At 66.8% G+C, this 19657-nt stretch carries 15 protein-coding genes; 11 read left to right on the forward strand and 4 right to left on the reverse strand.

Annotation, left to right across the window (positions count from 1 at the left end):
- Positions 1-55: 55 nt before the first annotated feature.
- Complete coding sequence (locus tag ABIC90_RS18770) at positions 56-1699, reverse strand: 3-(methylthio)propionyl-CoA ligase (RefSeq protein ID WP_354356626.1); 1644 nt, start codon at positions 1697-1699, stop codon at positions 56-58.
- 117 nt (positions 1700-1816) lie between these two features.
- A complete protein-coding gene (locus ABIC90_RS18775) occupies positions 1817-3589 on the reverse strand; it encodes a carboxylesterase/lipase family protein (RefSeq protein WP_354356628.1) in 1773 nt (590 codons plus the stop codon).
- 207 nt (positions 3590-3796) lie between these two features.
- Here ABIC90_RS18775 and ABIC90_RS18780 point away from each other — a divergent pair, with 207 nt between their 5' ends.
- The 6 genes from ABIC90_RS18780 to ABIC90_RS18805 all read left to right on the forward strand — a co-directional run bounded on the left by ABIC90_RS18780 (position 3797) and on the right by ABIC90_RS18805 (position 8595).
- A complete protein-coding gene (locus ABIC90_RS18780; RefSeq protein ID WP_354356630.1) occupies positions 3797-4885 on the forward strand; it encodes an AraC family transcriptional regulator in 1089 nt (362 codons plus the stop codon).
- A 57-nt stretch (positions 4886-4942) separates the two neighbouring features.
- Positions 4943-6424, forward strand: a complete 1482-nt coding sequence (locus ABIC90_RS18785; RefSeq protein WP_354356632.1) for a protein adenylyltransferase SelO — start codon at positions 4943-4945, stop codon at positions 6422-6424.
- Positions 6421-6831 carry a peptide-methionine (R)-S-oxide reductase MsrB gene (gene msrB / locus ABIC90_RS18790; RefSeq protein WP_198788542.1) on the forward strand — a complete coding sequence of 137 codons (411 nt, stop codon included), beginning with the start codon at positions 6421-6423 and terminating at the stop codon, positions 6829-6831. Before ABIC90_RS18785 ends, msrB begins: the two co-directional genes overlap by 4 nt.
- Positions 6828-7367, forward strand: coding sequence for a septation protein A (locus tag ABIC90_RS18795; protein ID WP_354356634.1), 540 nt, complete (start codon positions 6828-6830; stop codon positions 7365-7367). The genes msrB and ABIC90_RS18795 overlap by 4 nt, the downstream gene beginning before the upstream one ends.
- Entirely contained in the window at positions 7364-7648 is a 285-nt protein-coding gene (locus tag ABIC90_RS18800) for a BolA family protein (protein ID WP_354356636.1), read from the forward strand. The genes ABIC90_RS18795 and ABIC90_RS18800 overlap by 4 nt, the downstream gene beginning before the upstream one ends.
- A gap of 161 nt (positions 7649-7809) precedes the next feature.
- Positions 7810-8595, forward strand: coding sequence for a peptidylprolyl isomerase (locus ABIC90_RS18805; protein ID WP_354356638.1), 786 nt, complete (start codon positions 7810-7812; stop codon positions 8593-8595).
- 77 nt (positions 8596-8672) lie between these two features.
- Here ABIC90_RS18805 and purL read toward each other — a convergent pair whose 3' ends face one another.
- The gene (gene purL / locus ABIC90_RS18810; RefSeq protein ID WP_354356640.1) at positions 8673-12680 is read right to left on the reverse strand and encodes a phosphoribosylformylglycinamidine synthase; all 4008 of its coding nucleotides are present in this window, start codon (positions 12678-12680) and stop codon (positions 8673-8675) included.
- A 200-nt stretch (positions 12681-12880) separates the two neighbouring features.
- On the opposite strand from purL, the gene map reads away from it, so the two are divergent.
- Both map and ABIC90_RS18820 read left to right on the forward strand, forming a co-directional pair.
- Entirely contained in the window at positions 12881-13705 is an 825-nt protein-coding gene (gene map / locus ABIC90_RS18815; protein ID WP_354356642.1) for a type I methionyl aminopeptidase, read from the forward strand.
- A gap of 22 nt (positions 13706-13727) precedes the next feature.
- On the forward strand, positions 13728-16349 hold the full coding sequence (locus ABIC90_RS18820; RefSeq protein ID WP_354356644.1) for a [protein-PII] uridylyltransferase: 2622 nt from the start codon (positions 13728-13730) through the stop codon (positions 16347-16349).
- Between the two features lie 30 nt (positions 16350-16379).
- Here the strand turns inward: ABIC90_RS18820 and ABIC90_RS18825 are convergent, their stop codons facing one another.
- A complete protein-coding gene (locus tag ABIC90_RS18825; protein ID WP_354356646.1) occupies positions 16380-16712 on the reverse strand; it encodes a hypothetical protein in 333 nt (110 codons plus the stop codon).
- Positions 16713-16894: 182 nt separating this feature from the next.
- Between ABIC90_RS18825 and ABIC90_RS18830 the strand changes: the two genes are divergently transcribed.
- From ABIC90_RS18830 to ABIC90_RS18840, 3 genes are read left to right on the forward strand one after another with little or no spacing between them, the layout of a single operon-like run.
- Positions 16895-17578, forward strand: coding sequence for an HAD family hydrolase (locus ABIC90_RS18830; RefSeq protein WP_354356648.1), 684 nt, complete (start codon positions 16895-16897; stop codon positions 17576-17578).
- Complete coding sequence (gene pgm / locus ABIC90_RS18835) at positions 17575-19230, forward strand: phosphoglucomutase (alpha-D-glucose-1,6-bisphosphate-dependent) (RefSeq protein WP_354356650.1); 1656 nt, start codon at positions 17575-17577, stop codon at positions 19228-19230. Before ABIC90_RS18830 ends, pgm begins: the two co-directional genes overlap by 4 nt.
- A gap of 16 nt (positions 19231-19246) precedes the next feature.
- Positions 19247-19645, forward strand: a complete 399-nt coding sequence (locus ABIC90_RS18840; RefSeq protein ID WP_354356652.1) for a PPC domain-containing DNA-binding protein — start codon at positions 19247-19249, stop codon at positions 19643-19645.
- Positions 19646-19657: the final 12 nt, after the last annotated feature.

Below are 19657 nucleotides of genomic sequence, written 5' to 3' on the forward strand. Positions count from 1 at the left end.
CGCCGAGGCGGCCTTCCTATCGCATGCGCGACAGTGCGGGCGTGTCCCGGGGCGGTCAGAGCGTGGGTAACTTGTAGTCCTTGAGCACCTCGCGCAGCTTGGTCTTCAGGATCTTTCCGGTGGCGCCGATCGGAATCGCCTCCACGAAGACCACGTCGTCGGGAACCTGCCATTTGGCGGTCTTGCCCTCGTAGAACTTCAGGAGCTCCTCGCGCGTGACTTCGGCGCCCGGCTTCCTGACGACCGCGATGATCGGCCGCTCGTCCCATTTGGGATGAAACACGCCGATGCAGGCGGCCATGGCCACGGCCGGGTGTGCGACGGCGATGTTCTCGATTTCGATGGAGCTGATCCACTCGCCGCCGGACTTGATCACGTCCTTGCTGCGGTCGGTGATCTGCAGGTAGCCCTCGGCGTCGATGGTGGCGACGTCGCCGGTGGGGAACCAGCCGCGGCCCTGCGCGTCGGGAATGAGCGGATCGCCGCCCTCGCCCTTGAAGTACTCCTTGACGATCCAGGGCCCCTTGACCAGCAGGTCGCCGTAGGCCTTGCCGTCCCAGGGCAGCTCGTTGCCGTCGCCGTCGACGATCTTCATGTCGACGCCGAAGATGGCCCGGCCCTGCTTCATGCGGATCTGCAACTGCGCATCGGCCGGCAGCGACAGATGCTTGTTCTTGAGCGTGCACAGCGTGCCCAGCGGGCTCATCTCGGTCATGCCCCATGCATGCAGCACCTCGACGTCGTACTTTTCCTGGAAGGCCTTGATCATGGCCGGCGGGCAGGCCGAGCCGCCGATGACGGTGCGGTTGAGCTTGCTGAATTTGAGCTCGCCGGCCTGCATGTGGCCCAGCATCATCTGCCACACGGTGGGCACGCCCGCCGCGAAGGTCACGCCTTCGGACTCGATCAGCTCGAACACCGACTTGCCGTCCAGCGCCGGACCGGGAAACACCAGCTTGCAGCCCACCAGCGCCGCCGAATACGGAATGCCCCAGGCGTTGACGTGGAACATGGGCACCACCGGCAGCACCGAATCGCGCGCCGACAGGCGCATCACGTCGGGCAAGGCCGCGGCATAGGCGTGCAGCATGGTCGAGCGGTGGCTGTAGAGCGCGGCCTTCGGGTTGCCGGTGGTGCCGCTCGTGTAGCACATGCTCGACGCGGAGTTCTCGTCGAAGGTCGGCCAGTCGTAGTCGGACGGCTGCGCGCCCATCCAGGCCTCGTAGCTCACCAGGTTGGGCACGCCGCTGTCGGCCGGCAGCTTGTCGGCATCGCACAGCGCAATCCACTTGCGCACCGTGGGGCACCTGGCATGCACCGCCTGCACCAGCGGCAGGAAGCTCAGGTCGAAGCACAGGATCTGGTCTTCGGCGTGGTTGGCGATCCAGGCGATCTGGTCGGGGTGCAGCCGCGGGTTGATGGTGTGCAGCACGCGGCCGCTGCCGCTCACGCCGTAGTACAGCTCCAGGTGGCGGTAGCCGTTCCAGGCCAGGGTGGCGATGCGGTCGCTGAAGAGCAGTTGCTCGCCGTCCAGCGCGTTGGCCACCTGCCGGGCACGCGATGCGATGCCGCCCCATGTGGTGCGGTGAATGTCGCCCTCGACCCGGCGCGAGACGATCTCGCCGTCGCCGTTGTGGCGTTCGACGAACTCGATCAGCGACGAGATCAAAAGCGGTTGGTCTTGCATCAAACCCAGCATCTACGGACTCCTGAAAAAGTGACTTCATGAAAGCTTGGCGAACAACGGATTCACGCAAGCTTCGGCCACTTCCACAATGACACAAACCCGCACTGCCGGATTGAACGAAGCGGCTCTTCAAGGCGCGACGACGGGCGTGATGCTGGCCGCCGTGGGCGTGGCGTCGAGCAGCATCTGCGAGGGCCAGGTTCCCCAGGTTGCGCCCAGCTCGGGCGTGTTGGGATCGCCCTTGCGCATGAAGGCGCCCACGCTCGCGATCATGGCGTTGGACAGCGCGATGCGCCCCGGCTGGCTGGCCTTGCCGCCCATCACCTTGCTCAGCAGCGAGCCTTCGAAGTTGCCGAACACGAAGGGCAGGTCGAAGGCGTGCGAGGCGCCGTACACCTCGTTCCACGGCGCCGCCTCCTGCGACCAGTCGAGGCGGTAGTGCCAGATGTTGGACTGGCGCGTCTTCATGGTGTTGAGCAGGTTGTCGCGGCTGGCGCCGAACAGGCCCTGCGTGATGGTGTCGGTCGCCGCGTTGTAGCTGACACCCGGCTTGTCTACCGGGAGGTAGGACGGATCGATGATGTCGTTGACCGTGAGCGTGGGGGCGGCATCGGGGTCGAAGTTGAACATCATCGAAAAGCGCTGGGCGTCGGTGACGATCCAGCCCGGCTTCGGAAAGCCGATGTTCTGCAGCAGCGACGCGAAGAGCTTGCCCTCGTCGCGCGTGTTGCCGGCGAGCATGGGCACCTTGACGTAGTTGTCGGCCGCGATGGCGCCGATCGGATCGACCGGCAGCACCGTGCCGTCGGGAATGGGCGCAACGGCGCCCAGCCCGGCGGCGGTGACCGCGGTCAGCAGCGCCCCGCCCTCCTGGGCGCGCAGGTAATCGGCAATCTGCTGCGGCGTGCGCGCGGCGATGTAGACCTTGGCGGCGGCGGAATCGGCCACGGTCCCGTCGGCGATGAGAAGTTTCTCCAGGATGGCCTGGCCCTGCGCGAGCGAAGCCGATGCGGGCGACAGCGTCGGCAGCGTGAGCGGCGGCAGATTGCTGGCGAGCGAAATCCCGCCGCTCATTTCAAATGCCTTGTGAAACAGCCCCTTGGCCATCGGCGAGGTCATCACCGCCAGCAGGTTGGTGGCGCCGGCCGACTCGCCCGACAGCGTCACGTTGCCGGGGTCGCCGCCGAAGTTGGCGACGTTGCCCTGGATGAAGCGCAGCGCCGCCATGTTGTCGAGCAGCGCAAAGTTGCCCGAATCGTCGCCCGCGGTGCCGCCCGGCCGGATCTGCGGCACGTTCAGGAAGCCCAGGATGCCCAGGCGATAGCTCGCGGTGATGACCACGGCATTGGCCTTCCTGGCCAGCGTGGCGCCGTCGTACAGCGGGTCGGCCGTGTAGCCCGAGATGTTGCTGCCGCCGTGCACGAACAGCAGCACCGGCAGGTTCGTCTCCGTCGTGGCCGGGCGCCAGATATTGACGAACAGGCAGTCTTCGCTGCCGACCGGCTTGCCCAGGTTGGTGCCGATGGTGGCGTCGTAGGTGTTGCTGGTTCCGGGGCTGAAAAGCCGGCCGATCTGCAGGCAGGCGTTGCCGAAGGTCGTGGCCGGGCGGATGCCGCTCCAGGCTGCGGGCTCGACCGGCGCGCGCCAGCGCAATGCGCCGACCGGCGGCTGGGCGAACGGAACGCCCTTCCAGAACCAGGTGCCGGTCTTGGCGCTGTCGTCCACGCCTTCGATCTTGCCGGCGGTGGTCTGGCGGACCATGGGGCCGTCGGCGGGCGGTGGGGGCTCCGCCGCGGGCGGCGTCGTGGGCGGGACGATCGGTGTGAAGGAATAGCCGGAGCCAGAGCCCCCGCCGCAAGCGCCGAGCGCAAGGCAGGCCGTCACCACCATGGCGCCTGCCATGGTCTTTGCGGTTGGCCTGGGCGCGCCTTGGTTGTCCGTTGTCTCTGCTGTGTTCATTATTTGTCTCCACACCGGGTTAATCGGAATTCCTGCATCGGTGTCCGGTGCCCATACTCCGGCCGGCCGAACCCGCCAAAAAATTCTAGGAACGGACCGCGTTTCCCCCGCTATCGCAAGCGCGCCAATTCAATGACTTCAGGAGCCTCCATGCAGCAGCATTCACAGCGCCGGCCGCAACGTCGGGCGGGCTGCGCACAGCAGCCGGAGCTGCGGACCAGCTCGGCGGCCTGGCTCGAAGGCGTGCTTTCGATGTTCGAGGCCGAAGGGCTGGACGTGCCTTCGCTGCTGCGCGAAGCCGGCTTCGATCCCGATTCCCTGCACCGGCAGAACGCGCGCGTACCCGTCGACGAAATTTCCGTGCTCTGGCAGCTTGCGGTGGCACGCGCCGGCAAGTCCACGCTGGGCCTGGACCGCGACCTGGCCGCCACGCACAGCAAGCTGGGCACGGTCGGACACGCCATGTCCTGCAGCGCCGATCTGGGCGCGGCGCTCACGCGGCTCACGCGCTACATGGCCGTGATCTCGGACGCGACCGCCTTCTCGATGCAACCCGACGCCCGGGGCTGCTGGATGGTGATGGCGCACACCGGCGGCAGCCTGCCGATTCCGCGCCAGCGCGTCGAATACGCCCTCCTGACCGTGTTCATGCAGTGCCAGTGGCTCACCCGGCGCGAGTTGCAGCCGCTGGCCATGGAGTTCGTCTACCCGCCGCCGGCCGATGACCGGCTGCACCGCGCGGCCTTCGGCTGCGCGATCCGCTACAACGCGCCGGCCAACCGCCTCCTGCTGTCGGCCGCCGACATGACGATGCCGCTGCCCACCTTCCACCCGACCCTGGGCGAGATGCAGGAGCATCTGCTGGACGACCAGCTCAACCTGCTGGGCCAGACCACCACCAGCACGCTGGTGTGCGCCGAAATCGCACGCCGGCTGCCGCAGGGCGAGCCGCGCCGGCAGGACGTGGCCGCGGGCCTGGGCCTGGCCGAGCGCACGCTGCAGCGACGGCTGCAGGAGGAGTCGGAGTCTTTCCAGTCGCTCCTGGACCGCACCCGCCGCGAGCTCGCGCAGCAATACCTGGCGGAAGACCGCCACACGCTCACCGACGTGGCGGACATGCTGGGCTTCGTCGACAGCAGCAATTTCTTCAGGGCCTGCAAGCGCTGGTTCGGCCTGCCGCCGGCGCAGTACCGGGCGCGGATCTGGGGAACCTGGGACACGCCGGCGCTGGCCCACTGAGCCCGGCGCGATGGCCCGCGCGGCAAGGGGTTACGCCCGGTGCCGGACAATCCGGGCATGAGCCTGCTTGCTGAAGACACGGACGTCGCGGACCTGGGATTGCGCTGGAAACCCGGCTTTTCTACCCTGGGACCCGCCTTTCTGACCCACCTGCGGCCGACGCCGCTGCCCGACCCGTACTGGGTGGGCCACAGCGAATCGGTGGCGCGCGAGCTGGGATTGCCGCCGGATTGGCGGCAATCGGCCACCACGCTGGCGGCCCTGACCGGCAGCCTGCCTGTCGCTGGAACGCAGCCTTTTGCCACCGTCTACAGCGGCCACCAGTTCGGCGTGTGGGCCGGCCAGCTCGGCGACGGGCGGGCCATCATGCTCGGCGAAACCGACGGCGGGCTCGAAGTGCAGTTCAAGGGCGCGGGCCGCACGCCCTACTCGCGCGGCGGCGACGGCCGCGCGGTGCTGCGCTCCAGCATCCGCGAGTTCCTCTGCAGCGAGGCCATGCACGGCCTCGGCATCCCGACCACCCGCGCGCTCTGCGTGACCGGCTCCGACGCCCGCGTGTTCCGCGAAGAACCCGAAAGCGCAGCGGTCGTGACCCGCGTGGCGCCCAGCTTCATCCGCTTCGGCCACTTCGAGCACTTTGCGGCCAACCAGCGCGAAGACGAGCTACGCGCCCTGGCCGACTACGTCATCGACCGCTACTACCCCGCCTGCCGCACCACCGAGCGCTTCAACGGCAACGCCTACGCGGCGTTCCTGGAAGCCGTGAGCGAGCGCACGGCCGCCCTCCTCGCCCGCTGGCAAGCCGTGGGCTTCTGCCATGGGGTGATGAACACCGACAACATGAGCATCCTCGGGCTCACCATCGACTACGGGCCGTTCCAGTTCCTCGATGGCTTCGATCCGCGCCACATCTGCAACCACAGCGACACCCAGGGACGCTACGCCTTCAACCAGCAGCCCAACGTGGCGTACTGGAATCTGTTCTGCCTGGCCCAGGCGCTGCTGCCGCGGATCGGCGACCAGGAAGTCGCCGTGGCCGCGCTGGAGTCGTACAAGACGGTGTTCCCGAATCAATTCGAGGCCCGCATGCGCGAAAAGCTGGGCCTTGCCGATGCGGCTGAAAGCGACCGCGCGCTGATCGAAGGCGTGCTCAAGCTGCTGGCCGCCGGCAAGGTCGACTACACCATCTTCTGGCGCCGCCTCTCGCACTGCATGGCCGACGGCAATGCAGAGCCGGTGCGCGACCTCTTCCTGGACCGCGCCGGCTTCGATGCCTGGCTGCTATCTTTTTCAGAGCGCCACGCGCAGGGCGCGAGAGCGGAAGCCGCCGCGACGATGCTGAAGTTCAACCCCAAGTTCGTGTTGCGGAACCACCTGGGCCAGCAAGCCATCGAATCGGCTGCGCAAAAAGACTTCTCGGGTGTGGCAACCTTGCTGACCCTGCTGGAAACCCCATTTGAAGAACATCCCGGCGCCGATGCGTATGCCGGCTTCCCGCCCGACTGGGCCTCCACGATTGAAATCAGCTGCTCATCATGACCACTCCCGTTGAAAAAACCGATGCCGAATGGAAAGCCCTGCTCGCTGAAAAAGGCGCGGAACCCGCCGCCTTCGAGGTGACCCGCCACGCGGCCACCGAACGCCCCTTCACCGGCAAATACGAAGCCCACTGGGACGACGGCACGTACCACTGCGTGTGCTGCGGCGCGAAGCTTTTCGAGTCGGGCACCAAGTTCGACGCCGGCTGCGGCTGGCCCAGCTTCTCGGAAGAAGCCGTGCCCGGCGCCATCCGGAACATCGTCGACCGCTCGCACGGCATGGTGCGCACCGAGAATGTCTGCGCCAATTGCGGCGCCCACCTGGGCCACGTGTTTCCCGACGGCCCCACCGAGACCGGCCTGCGCTACTGCATGAACTCGGCGTCGCTCGACTTCCAGAAAAAATGAAACTGCTCCTCGATTTCTTCCCGATCCTGCTGTTCTTCGGCGCCTACAAGCTCGCCGACATCTACACCGCCACCGGCGTGCTGATGGCCGCCACCGTGGTGCAGATGGCCGTCATCTATGCAATGGAACGCAAGCTGCAGGCAATGCAGAAGGCCACGCTGGTGCTGATCCTTTTGTTCGGCACGCTCACGCTGGTGCTGCACGACGACCGCTTCATCAAGTGGAAGCCCACGGTGCTCTACGGCGCGATGGCGTTTGCGCTGGCGGTGGCGCTCTGGGCGCTGAAGAAGAACTTTTTGAAGATGCTGCTCGGGCAGCAGCTCGAGTTGCCCGAACGCATCTGGTCCCGGCTGAACGTGGCGTGGATCGGCTATTGCATCTTCATGGCGCTCATCAACGGCTACGTGGCGGCGTACTTCACCACCGAAGCCTGGGTCAACTTCAAGCTCTGGGGCTACGCGTTCCCGATCGTCTTCCTGGTGGCGCAGGGCCTGTACATCGCGCCGTACCTCAAAGAAGACAAGCCGACCGCATGACGACGGGCAGCACCACCATTCCCCTGCCGACCGTGGCCGCGCTCGAGAGCGCGCTGCGCGAGGCGCTGGCACCCACGCGGCTCGAAGTGATCGACGAAAGCGCCCCGCACGCAGGCCACGCGGGCGCCAACGCCGAGGGCTACGGCACCCATTTCCGGGTGCGCATCGCCTCCCCGCAGTTCGACGGAAAGCCCCGCGTGGCGCGGCATCGGCTTGTGTATGATGCCCTCCACGTTTTTATCGCACAGGGGCTGCACGCCATTGCCATCGAGGTGCTCTGAGTCGTCAATCGGTTGCACGACGGGTTGCATCGGATATGCAGACGGCCTTCGCCGTGATGCCTCATCAGCCCTCTTTCTCCCCCTTTTTGTCGCCCCTCTCCGCTTTCTTTCACGCGCCCTTTCCTACAAGCGCATTTCCTCTCCAGCCTGATATTCATTCCATGAAAAAACACATCTTGCAGGCCGTTGCGGCCGCAGCGCTGATCGGTGCCATTCCCATGTCGGCACTGGCGCAGAACGCAGCCATCGTGAACGGCAAGCCGGTGCCCAAGGCCCGCATGGACGTCCTGGCGCAACAGCTGGCAGCCGCGGGCCGCCCGGTGACGCCCGAGATGCAGAGCCAGCTGCGCGAGGAAGTCGTCGCGCGCGAAGTGTTCATGCAGGAAGCGCAAAAGCAGGGCCTGGATGCCAATGACGACTACAAGAACCAGCTCGAACTCGCCCGCCAGGCCATCCTGATCCGCGCGCTGTTCGACAACTACCGCAAGACCAACCCGGTTTCCGACGCCGACGTGAAGGCCGAGTACGACAAGTTCGTCGCGGCCAACGGCGGCAAGGAATACAAGGCCCGCCACATCCTGGTCGAAACCGAAGACCAGGCCAAGAAGATCATGGCCGACCTGAAGAAGGGTGCCAAGTTCGAAGACATCGCCAAGAAGCAGAGCAAGGACCCGGGTTCGGGCGCCAACGGCGGCGACCTCGACTGGGCCAACCCCGCGAGCTTCGTGCCCGAGTTCTCGGAAGCGATGATCAAGCTCAAGAAGGGCGAGACCACCCCGGCTCCCATCAAGACGCAGTTCGGCTATCACATCATCCGCGTGGACGACATCCGCCAGGCGCAACTGCCGAAGCTGGAAGAAGTGAAGCCTCAAGTGACGCAGCAGCTGCAGCAGCAGCGGCTGCAGAAGTACCAGGAAGAATTGCGCGCGAAGGCCAAGGTCGAGTAAGCCTCGGTCTTCTCTCTCCCATAAAAAAACGGCCCGCGGGCCGTTTTTTCATGGGCGCAGCAGCAGCCCTCAGGCGATCAACCCACCCACTTGCGCGCGTTGCGCCAGATCTGCATCCACGGGCTCAGTTCGCTGCGGTCGCCCGGTGTCCAGCTCATCTGGATGTTGCGGAACACGCGCTCCGGGTGCGGCATCACGGCGGTGAAGCGGCCGTCCGGCGTGGTCACCGAGGTCAGTCCGCCGGCGCTGCCGTTCGGGTTGAACGGGTACTGCTCGGTGGCCTTGCCGTGGTTGTCCACGAAGCGCATCGCCGCGATGGCCTTGGCCGCATCGCCGCGGTGCTTGAAGTTGGCGTAGCCCTCGCCGTGCGCCACGGCGATCGGCAGCCGGCTGCCGGCCATGCCCGCGAAGAAGAGGCTCGGCGATTCGAGCACTTCGACCATCGACAGGCGCCCTTCGAAGCGCTCGCTCTGGTTGGTGGTGAAGCGCGGCCAGGCTTCGGCGCCCGGGATGATGTCGGCCAGCTCGGCGAACATCTGGCAGCCGTTGCACACGCCGAGGCCAAAGGTGTCTTCACGGCCGAAGAAGGCCTTGAACTGCTCGGCCAGCTTCGGGTTGAAAGTGATGCTGCGCGCCCAGCCGATGCCCGCGCCCAGCGTGTCGCCGTAGCTGAAGCCGCCGCAGGCGACCACGCCCTTGAAGTTGGCGAGGTCCGCCCTGCCCGTCTGCAGGTCGGTCATGTGGACGTCGTAGGCCTCGAAGCCGGCCTCGGTGAAGGCGTAGGCCATCTCGACATGCGAGTTGACGCCCTGCTCCCGCAGGATCGCGACCTTGGGGCGCGATTGCAGGATGGCGGGCGCCGCAGGCTGTGCGTTCGGCAGGAACACATGCATGCCGGGGTCCGAAGGCTCGCCGGCCGCGGCGTGCTCGGCATCGGCACACGCTGGGTTGTCGCGCTCACGGGCGATCTTCCAGCTGACCGAGTCCCAGACCTGGTGCAGGTCGTGCAGGCTCGCGCTGAACACCGACTTGGCATCGCGCCAGACTTCGAGCTTGCCCTTGCCCGCATCCATGGCCGAGCTGGCCGGCCGGGTCTTGCCGACGAAATGGCTGTGCGCGCTGAGGCCGTGGGCGCGCAGCACCTGCATCACATCGTTGCGCTCGGCCGTGTGCACCTGCAGCAGCATGCCGAGCTCTTCGTTGAACAGCGCCTTGAGCGTGAGTTCTTCGCGGCGCGCGCTCACCTGCTGCGCCCAGTTCTTGGCGTCGCCGGTTTCCATGCGGCTGTCGGAAATGCCGTCGCCTTCGGTGACCAGCATGTCGACGTTGAGCGCCACGCCGACATGGCCGGCAAAGGCCATTTCGCAGGCGGTGGCGAACAGGCCGCCATCGCTGCGGTCGTGCATCGCGAGGATCTTGCCGTCGGCGCGCAGGGCGTTCACCGCGTTGACCAGCGCGACGAGCTGCGCGGGGTCGTCCAGGTCGGGCACGGTGTCGCCGCTCTGGCCGAGCGTCTGCGAGAGGATGCTGCCGGCCATGCGGTGCTGGCCGCGGCCGAGGTCGATCAGCACGAGCGTGGTGTCGTCTTCCGTGGCATCCAGTTGTGGCGTGAGCGTGCCGCGCACATCGGCCAGCGACGCGAAGGCGGTCACGATCAGGCTGACTGGCGATGTCACCTTCTTGGCTTCGTCGCCGTCCTTCCACTGCGTGCGCATCGACAGCGAATCCTTGCCGACCGGAATCGACACGCCCAGCGCCGGGCACAGTTCCAGGCCCACGGCCTTGACGGTTTCGTACAGCGCGGCGTCTTCACCGGGTTCGCCGCAGGCAGCCATCCAGTTGGCGGACAGCTTGACGCGCGAGAGTTCGATCGGTGCGGCCAGCAGGTTGGTGATGGCCTCGGCCACGGCCATGCGGCCCGACGCAGGCGCGTCGAGCGCGGCCAGCGGCGTGCGCTCGCCCATGCTCATCGCCTCGCCGGCAAACCCCTTGTAGTCGGCGAGCGTCACGGCGCAATCGGCCACCGGCACCTGCCACGGGCCGACCATCTGGTCGCGGTGGCTCAGGCCGCCCACGGTGCGGTCGCCAATGGTGATCAGGAAGCGTTTGGAAGCCACCGTCGGATGCGCGAGCACGTCGATGGCCGCCTTCTGCAGATCGACGCCTGTGAGGTCGAGCGGCTTGAAGCTGCGGACGACGGTCTTGACGTCGCGATGCATCTTGGGCGGCTTGCCGAGCAGCACGTCCATGGGCATGTCGACTGGCTGCACTGCGGCGCCTTCGTCGGCCACCAGCAGCTGGCGCTCTTCGGTCGCCACGCCGACCACCGAGAACGGGCAGCGCTCGCGCTCGCAGAAGGCCTTGAACTGTTCCAGCGATTCGGGCGCGATGGCCAGCACGTAGCGTTCCTGGCTCTCGTTGCACCAGATTTCCTTGGGCGCCATGCCCGACTCTTCGAGCGGCACGGCGCGCAGGTCGAAGCGCGCGCCGCGGCCAGCGTCATTCGTCAGCTCGGGAAAGGCGTTGCTGAGGCCACCCGCGCCGACGTCGTGGATCGCCAGGATCGGGTTGTTGGCGCCCTGCTGCCAGCAGTGGTTGATGACCTCCTGCGCACGGCGCTCGATTTCGGGGTTGCCGCGCTGCACCGAGTCGAAGTCGAGCTCGGCCGCGTTGGCGCCGGTGGCCATCGAACTCGCGGCGCTTCCGCCCATGCCGATGCGCATGCCGGGGCCGCCGAGCTGGATCAGCAGCGAGCCGGCTGGGAACAGGATCTTCTTGGTCTGCGTGGCATCGATGCTGCCGAGGCCGCCCGCGATCATGATGGGCTTGTGATAGCCGCGCTGCACGGTGTCGAGGTCGCTCGCGATGGCCTGTTCGTATTCGCGGAAGTAGCCCAGCAGGTTGGGCCGGCCGAATTCGTTGTTGAACGCGGCGCCGCCCAGCGGGCCCTCGGTCATGATCTGCAAGGGGCTGGCGATGTGCTCGGGCTTGCCGTAGTGGCCGTCTTCCGGCCACAGCTTCGACACGGTGAAGCCGGTCAGGCCCGCCTTGGGCCTGGAGCCGCGCCCGGTGGCGCCTTCGTCGCGGATTTCGCCGCCCGCACCGGTCGATGCGCCCGGAAACGGCGAAATCGCGGTCGGGTGGTTGTGCGTCTCGACCTTCATCAGCACGTGGCTCAGCGCGCTCTCTTTTTGATAGCTCTGCGTGCCTTCGACCGGAATGAAGCGCTCGATGGTCGCGCCTTCCATCACCGAGGCGTTGTCCGCATAGGCGACCACCGTGTGCTGCGGGTTCTGCTTTTCGGTGTGGCGGATCATCGAGAACAGGCTCTGGGGCTGCGCCTTGCCGTCGATGGTGAACTGGGCGTTGAAGATCTTGTGGCGGCAGTGCTCGCTGTTGGCCTGCGCGAACATCATCAGTTCGACGTCGCTGGGGTTTCGGCCGAGGCGCGTGAAGGCTTCGACGAGGTAGTCGATCTCGTCCTCGGCCAGCGCCAGGCCGAAACCGGTGTTGGCCGCCACCAGGGCCTCGCGGCCGCCGGTTTGCACGTCGACCTGCGCCATCGGCTGGGCCGGCAGTTCGCTGAACAGGCTGGCCGCCTGCTCGACGGCGGCCAGCACCGATTCGGTCATGCGGTCGTGCAGCGAGCCGGCCACGGCGGCGAGCGCATCGCCTTCGAGCACCGGGGCCTTGCCGATCAGCGGCGCCTTGAGCTTCAGGTGGTATTGCGTGACGCGTTCGACGCGGCGCAGCGCCAGGCCGCAGTTGTGGGCGATGTCGGTGGCCTTGGAAGCCCAGGGCGACACGGTGCCCAGGCGCGGCGTGACAACCACCGAGGTGCCCGCCTTGGCCGGCGCCTCGAAGGGCTCGCCGTAGGTCAGCAGCGCGGCGAAACGCTCATGGTCTGCCGGGCTCAGCGCCGCATCGGTGACCACCAGATGAACGAAACGGGCCGAAATGCCCTCGATGCGCGGCTCGATGGCCTGCAGCTTCGGCAGCAGTTGCCGCGCGCGGAAGTCGCTGAGCGCGCTGCCGCCCTCGAACAGGGTTACGACGGGAAGGGCTTGAGGTGCGGGCTGCGTCACGGTCGATGGGGGCCTCGGGGGCCGCGTTGGGAATCAAGGAATCGAGGCGGATGGCCGCTGACTGGGGCCATCCGCGTGAGCCGGGGATTTTAGGCCAACGCCGGGCCGCCCCAAGTTGGCCGTCCCCCTCGGGGGGCAGCGGGAACACGGAGTGTCCCGCGTTGGGGGCAAATTCGTTCTGCGATGGGATAATTCCGGGCATGAGCATTACCTACAAAGACGCTGCAGGCATCGAAGCCATGCGCGTCGCCTGCCGCCTCGGGTCCGAGGTGCTGGACTACCTCACGCCCTTCATCAAGCCCGGCATCACGACCAACGACGTGGACCGGCTCGCCGCCGAATACATGGTCAAGCAGGGCACCACCTCGGCCACGGTGGGCTACATGGGCGCCAGCAGCGTGCCTTTTCCGAAGTCGCTGTGCACCTCGGTGAACCATGTGGTGTGCCACGGCATCCCCAATGACAAGCCCTTGAAGAAGGGCGACATCATGAACGTCGACGTCACCGTCATCAAGGACGGCTGGTTCGGCGACAACAGCCGCATGTTCGTGATCGGCGACGCGTCCATCGCCGCCAAGCGGCTGTGCAGCGTCACCTACGAGGCCATGTGGCACGGCATCCTGCAGGTGCGCCCGGGTGGGCACCTGGGCGACGTGGGCCATGCGATCCAGAAATTCGCCGAGGGCCAGGGCTTCTCGATCGTGCGCGAGTTCTGCGGCCATGGCGTGGGCCAGCGCTTTCACGAAGAGCCGCAGGTGCTGCACTACGGCCGGCCGGGCACCATGGAAGAACTCAAGCCCGGCATGATCTTCACCATCGAGCCGATGATCAACGCCGGCAAGCGCGACGTGAAGGAAGACTTCAAGGGCGGCCAGTACGACGGCTGGACCATCGTCACCCGCGACCATTCGCTGTCGGCCCAGTGGGAGCACACGGTGCTGGTCACCGAAACCGGCTACGAAGTCCTGACCCTGTCGGAAGGCAGCCCGCCGCTGCCCTCCTTCGTCACCTCGACCAAGACCTGACGCGCCCCGAGCGCCCCCGGCCGTGATCGAAGCAGCCAAGATCGACGTGGCAACGCTGCGCGAAGCCTATCGCGCGAAGAAGCTCGCCCTCTTCGACACCCTGCGCTTTGCGCGCGCCCCCACCCGCAGCGTGCACACGGTGCTGCGCCAGCTCTCGGCGCTGGCCGACCAGACGCTCTGCGCGCTCTGGCGGGACGCCGATTTCGGCGACTCGCTGGCGCTGGCCGCAGTGGGCGGCTTCGGGCGCGGCGAGCTGTTTCCGTATTCCGATGTCGACGTGCTGCTGCTTCTGCCGCCCGAAGGCCACGAGAGCGAGATCGATCCGGCCCGCATCGAAGCCTTCATCGGGCATTGCTGGGACGCGGGCCTTGAAATCGGCTCCAGCGTGCGCACCGTCGACGAGTGCCTGGCCGAGGCCGAGAAAGACGTCACCGTCCAGACCTCGCTGCTCGAAGCGCGCCTGATCGCGGGCGACAAGAAGCTCTTTGCCGGCTTTCGCCAGCGCTTTACCCGGGCCGTCGACCCGCAGGCTTTTTTCGTGGCCAAGTCGCAGGAAATGCGGCACCGCCACCAGAAGTTCGACAACACGCCCTACGCGCTCGAACCCAATTGCAAGGAGTCGCCAGGCGGCCTGCGCGACCTGCAGACCATCCTGTGGATGACCAAGGCCGCCGGCTACGGCAGCCGCTGGGACGACCTGGCCCGAAACGGCCTGGCCACCTCCTTCGAGGCGCAGCAGATCAAGCGCAACGAGGCGCTGCTTTCGCTCATTCGCGCCCGCCTGCACGTGATTGCCAACCGGCGCGAAGACCGCCTGGTGTTCGACCTGCAGACTGCCGTGGCCGCGAGCTTCGGCTACCAGAGCACGATCGACGGCGGGCAGCGCAAGGCCAGCGAGGCGCTGATGCGGCGCTACTACTGGGCGGCCAAGGCGGTGTCGCAGCTCAACCAGATCCTGCTGCTCAACATTGCGGAGCGGCTGCAGCCCATCGACGAGCAGCCCACGCCGATCAACGAGCGCTTCTACGAGCGCGCCGGGCTGATCGAGATCGCCAGCGACGACCTCTACGAGCGCGAGCCGCATGCGGTGCTCGAAACCTTCCTGCTGTACCAGAAGACCATCGGCGTGAACGGCCTGTCGGCGCGCACGCTGCGTGCGCTCTACAACGCGCGCCACGTCATGGACAGCAAGTTCCGCAACGACCCGGTCAACCACCAGACCTTCATGCGGATCCTGTTGCAGCCCTACGGCATCACGCATGCCTTCAGGCTGATGAACCAGACCTCGGTGCTGGGGCGGTACCTGCGCGTGTTCCGCAGCATCGTGGGGCAGATGCAGCACGACCTGTTCCATGTGTACACGGTGGACCAGCACATCCTGATGGTGCTGCGCAACGTACGGCGCTTCTTCATTGCCGAGCATGCGCACGAGTACCCGTTCTGTTCGCAGCTCGCCGCGGGCTGGGACAAGCCCTGGATTCTTTACGTGGCGGCGCTCTTCCACGACATCGCCAAGGGCCGCGGCGGCGACCACTCCACGCTGGGCGCGCGCGACGTGCAGCGCTTCTGCAAGCAGCACGGCATCGAGCGGGAGGATTCGAAGCTCATCGAGTTCCTGGTCGCCGAGCACCTGGTGATGAGCCAGGTGGCGCAAAAGCAGGACCTGAGCGACCCCGAGGTGATCGGCGCCTTCGCCAAGCGCGTGGGCAACGAGCGCTACCTCACGGCCCTGTACCTGCTGACCATCGCCGACATCCGCGGCACCTCGCCGCGCGTGTGGAATGCCTGGAAAGGCAAGCTGCTCGAAGACCTGTACCGCTACACGCTGCGCGCGCTCGGCGGCCGCATGCCCGACCCCGACGCGGAGGTCGAATCGCGCAAACGCGAGGCGCTGGTGCAACTGGCCCTGCACGCGCAGCGCTTCGAAGCCCACAAGGCCTTGTGGGACACGCTGGACGTCGGCTACTTCATGCGCCACGACGCCACCGAAATCGCTTGGCACGCCATGCAGCTCTCCCGCTTCGTGCCGCCCGCGAAGGTGCCCGTCGATCCCAAGGCCCCGCCCATCGTGCGCGCGCACCTGTCGCCGGTGGGCGAAGGCCTGCAGGTGGTGGTCTACACGCCCGACCAGCCCGATCTGTTCGCGCGCATCTGCGGCTACTTCGACCAGTCGTCGTTCAGCATCCTGGACGCCAAGGTGCACACCACCAGCAACGGCTATGCGCTGGACACCTTCCAGATCGTGACCACCTTCGTGCCGGACCACTACCGCGACCTGATCAGCATGGTGGAGTCGGGCCTCGCGCAGACACTCACCGAGGCCGGCCCCCTGCCCGCGCCAAGCATGGGCCGGGTGTCGCGCCGGGTGCGCAGCTTTCCGATCAAGCCGCGCATCAGCCTCCTGCCGGACGACAAGGCGCAGCGCTGGCTGCTCAACATCTCGGCCAGCGACCGGGCCGGGCTGCTGTATTCGGTGGCGCGCGTGCTTGCGCGCCATCACCTCAATCTGCAGCTCGCCAAGGTCACGACCCTGGGCGAGCGGGTGGAAGACACCTTCCTCATCAGCGGCCCCGAGCTTCAGGGCCAGAAGACGCAGCTGGCCATCGAGACCGAACTGATGGAAGCCCTGGCGTCGGCGCCCTGACCCACAGCCACAGCTGGCCCCGCCGGCTCGCTACCCGCAATAGGCGCCGACGATGCGCCCGGTGGGTTCTACCTGCAGGTTGAGCCGCGCGGGATCCTGCTGCGGACTCGCGGTTTCCGTCGCCGGCACCGTGCGGCCTGTCTTGGCGCCCGCGCGTTGCATCATTTCCTGCAGCAGCGCCTGGGTGGCCTGCAACCCGAGCCCGAAGCGGGCGGCAGCGGCTTGGCAGGTTTCGGGCGGCGGCGCAAAGCTCGGCGGCTCGGGCACCTCGGACGTCAGCGGCCGGTCCTTCGGTTGGGACTCGCAGCCCGCCAGCAACAGGGCCAGTGCCGACAGGCACAGCCAGCTTCGACCAATCGTCATGCGCATCTTTCTTGCTCCTTGAAACTGGGCTGAAGCTTAGTCGCCAAAAACCGCATGCGGCATATGTGTCAAAGCGACCGAAGACAAAGCATCAACCAATTCATCGTCGTATCAGTGCCTTCTTTTCATTGGCGTATGCTGAAAGCGATGCATGCAGTTCAAGCCCGAAGGGCGCCTCCTCCATGACACAGCGCCCCGATACCGTTTTTCTTATCGACGTCGACAACACCCTGCTCGACAACGACCGCGTCACCGCCGACCTGCGCGCCCACCTCGAACAGGCCTTCGGCGCCGAGAGCGCCGACCGCTACTGGGCCGCCTTCGAGACGCTGCGCACCGAGCTCGGTTACGTCGACTACCTCGGCGCATTGCAGCGCTACCGGGCCGAGGAAAGCCAGCGTGGCATGAGCGATTCGCGGCTGCTCTTGATGTCGGGTTTTCTCATCGACTACCCCTTTGCAGACCGGCTGTACCCCGGCGCACTCGATGCGCTGAAGCATCTGCGGCGGCATGGCCCCACGGTGATCCTGTCCGACGGCGACGTGGTGTTCCAGCCGCGCAAGGTGCAGCGCTCGGGCCTGTGGGACGCCGTCGAAGGCCGTGTGCTGATCTATGTGCACAAGGAGCAGATGCTCGACACCATCGAGGAATGCCACCCCGCGGCGCACTATGTGATGGTGGACGACAAGCTGCGCCTGCTCTCCGCCATGAAGGCGATCTGGGGAGAGAAGCTCACCACCGTCTTCGTGCGGCAAGGCCACTACGCGCTCGATGCGCAGGCCATCGCCGCCTACGCGCCCGCCGACATCACCATCGAACGCATCGGCGACCTCCTTCAAATCGACGACTGGGCACCCCAAAAATGAGTCAAAAAACGAATCCCCTCGCGGGCCAACCCGCGCCATTCGACCTGCTGGTGAACGTGCCGCGCCTGATCTCGGCGTACTACACCGGCCGGCCCGATCCTTCCGTGCCCGCGCAGCGTGTGGCCTTCGGCACCTCGGGCCACCGCGGCTCGTCGTTCGACGACGCATTCAACGAATGGCATGTGCTGGCGATCAGCCAGGCGATCTGCGACTACCGCAAGCAAAAGGGCATCGACGGCCCGCTGTTCCTGGGCATCGACACGCACGCCCTTTCCACGCCCGCCTTCAGCAGCGCTGTCGAAGTGCTGGCGGCCAACGGCGTCGAGCTGATGCTCTCGAAAGACGACGAGTACACGCCAACGCCCGCTGTGTCGCATGCGATCCTGGTCTACAACCGCGGACGCACCACGGGGCTGGCCGACGGCATCGTCATCACGCCCTCGCACAACCCGCCCGAGAGCGGCGGCTTCAAGTACAACCCACCGAACGGCGGGCCCGCCGGCACCGACATCACCTCCGCCGTCGAAGCCGCCGCCAACGAGATGCTGGCGAACAAGCTCGAAGGCGTAAAGCGCATGCCGCTCGCGCAGGCGCTGAAGGCTTCGACCACGCACCGGCACGACTACCTCCACACCTACGTCGAAGACCTCGCGCAGGTGCTCGACATGGACGCGATCCGCGGCGTGCAGATCGACCTCGGCGTCGATCCGCTCGGCGGCGCCGGCGTGCACTACTGGCCGGCCATTGCCGAGCGCTACAAGCTCCAGCGCCTGAACGTGCTGAGACAGGAGGTGGACCCCACCTTCCGCTTCATGTCGCTCGACTGGGACGGCCGCATCCGCATGGACCCGTCCTCACCCGATGCGATGCACCAGCTGATCGCGCTGAAGGACCGCTTCGGCATCGCCTTTGCCTGCGACACCGACCACGACCGCCACGGCGTGGTCACGCGCAGCGCGGGGCTGATGCAGCCGAACAGCTACCTCGCGGTGATGATCGACTACCTCTACGCGCACCGCCCGCAATGGCCGGCGGGTGCGGCCGTCGGCAAGACGGTGGTGAGCAGCCAGATGATCGACCGCGTCACGGCAAAGCTCGGCCGCAAGCTCTACGAAGTGCCGGTCGGCTTCAAGTGGTTTGTCGACGGCCTCGTCGATGGGTCGCTGGGCTTCGGCGGCGAAGAGAGCGCAGGCGCGACCTTTCTGCGCCACGACGGCTCGGTGTGGACCACCGACAAGGACGGCATGGTCCCCGCCCTGCTCTCGGCAGAGATCGCCGCGCGCACCGGGCGCGACCCGGGCGAGCGCTATGCGGAACTGACGCAGGCGCTGGGGCAGCCGGTGTCCGACCGCGTGGACGCGGCGGCCACCGTCGAGCAGAAGAAAAAACTCTCGAACCTGTCGCCGCAGCAGGTCAGTTCGACCGAGCTGGCGGGCGACAAGATTCAGGCCGTGCTGAGCCATGCACCGGGCAATGGCGCGGCCATCGGCGGCGTGAAGGTGGTGACGGAGAACGGCTGGTTCGCGGCGCGGCCCTCGGGCACGGAGAACATCTACAAGATCTACGGCGAGAGCTTCAAGGGCGCGGAGCACCTGGGGCGCATTCTCGAAGAGGCGCAGCAGCTGGTGGACAAGGCGCTGTCGGCCGATTGAGGCAAGAACTCAGGCCATGGAAGCCCACGCGCTGCGCCTGAACCCGGGCGACGACCTGCGCGCCGCGCTCGATGCGCTGCTCGCGCAGCGCGGGGCCGAAGCGGCCTTCGTGGTGTCGGGCATCGGCAGCCTGAGCGGTGCGCGCATCCGATACGCGGGTGCCGAAACCGCGACCACGCTGGAAGGCGATCTTGAAATCCTCACGCTGTCCGGCACGCTCTCGCCGGATGGCGCTCATCTGCATATCAGCGTGTCGGACAGTGCGGGGCAAGTGCGCGGCGGCCATGTCGCTCCTGGCTGCATCGTGCGCACCACCGCCGAAATCCTGATCGCCTGGCTGCCCGAATGGCGCTTCGCCCGTGCGCACGATCCGGCGACCGGTTTTCCCGAACTGGTGCCGCGGCCGAAGCCCTGAAGTCGTGCCGCT

The organism is Variovorax boronicumulans (genome assembly GCF_040544675.1).
Taxonomy (GTDB): domain Bacteria; phylum Pseudomonadota; class Gammaproteobacteria; order Burkholderiales; family Burkholderiaceae_C; genus Variovorax; species Variovorax boronicumulans_D.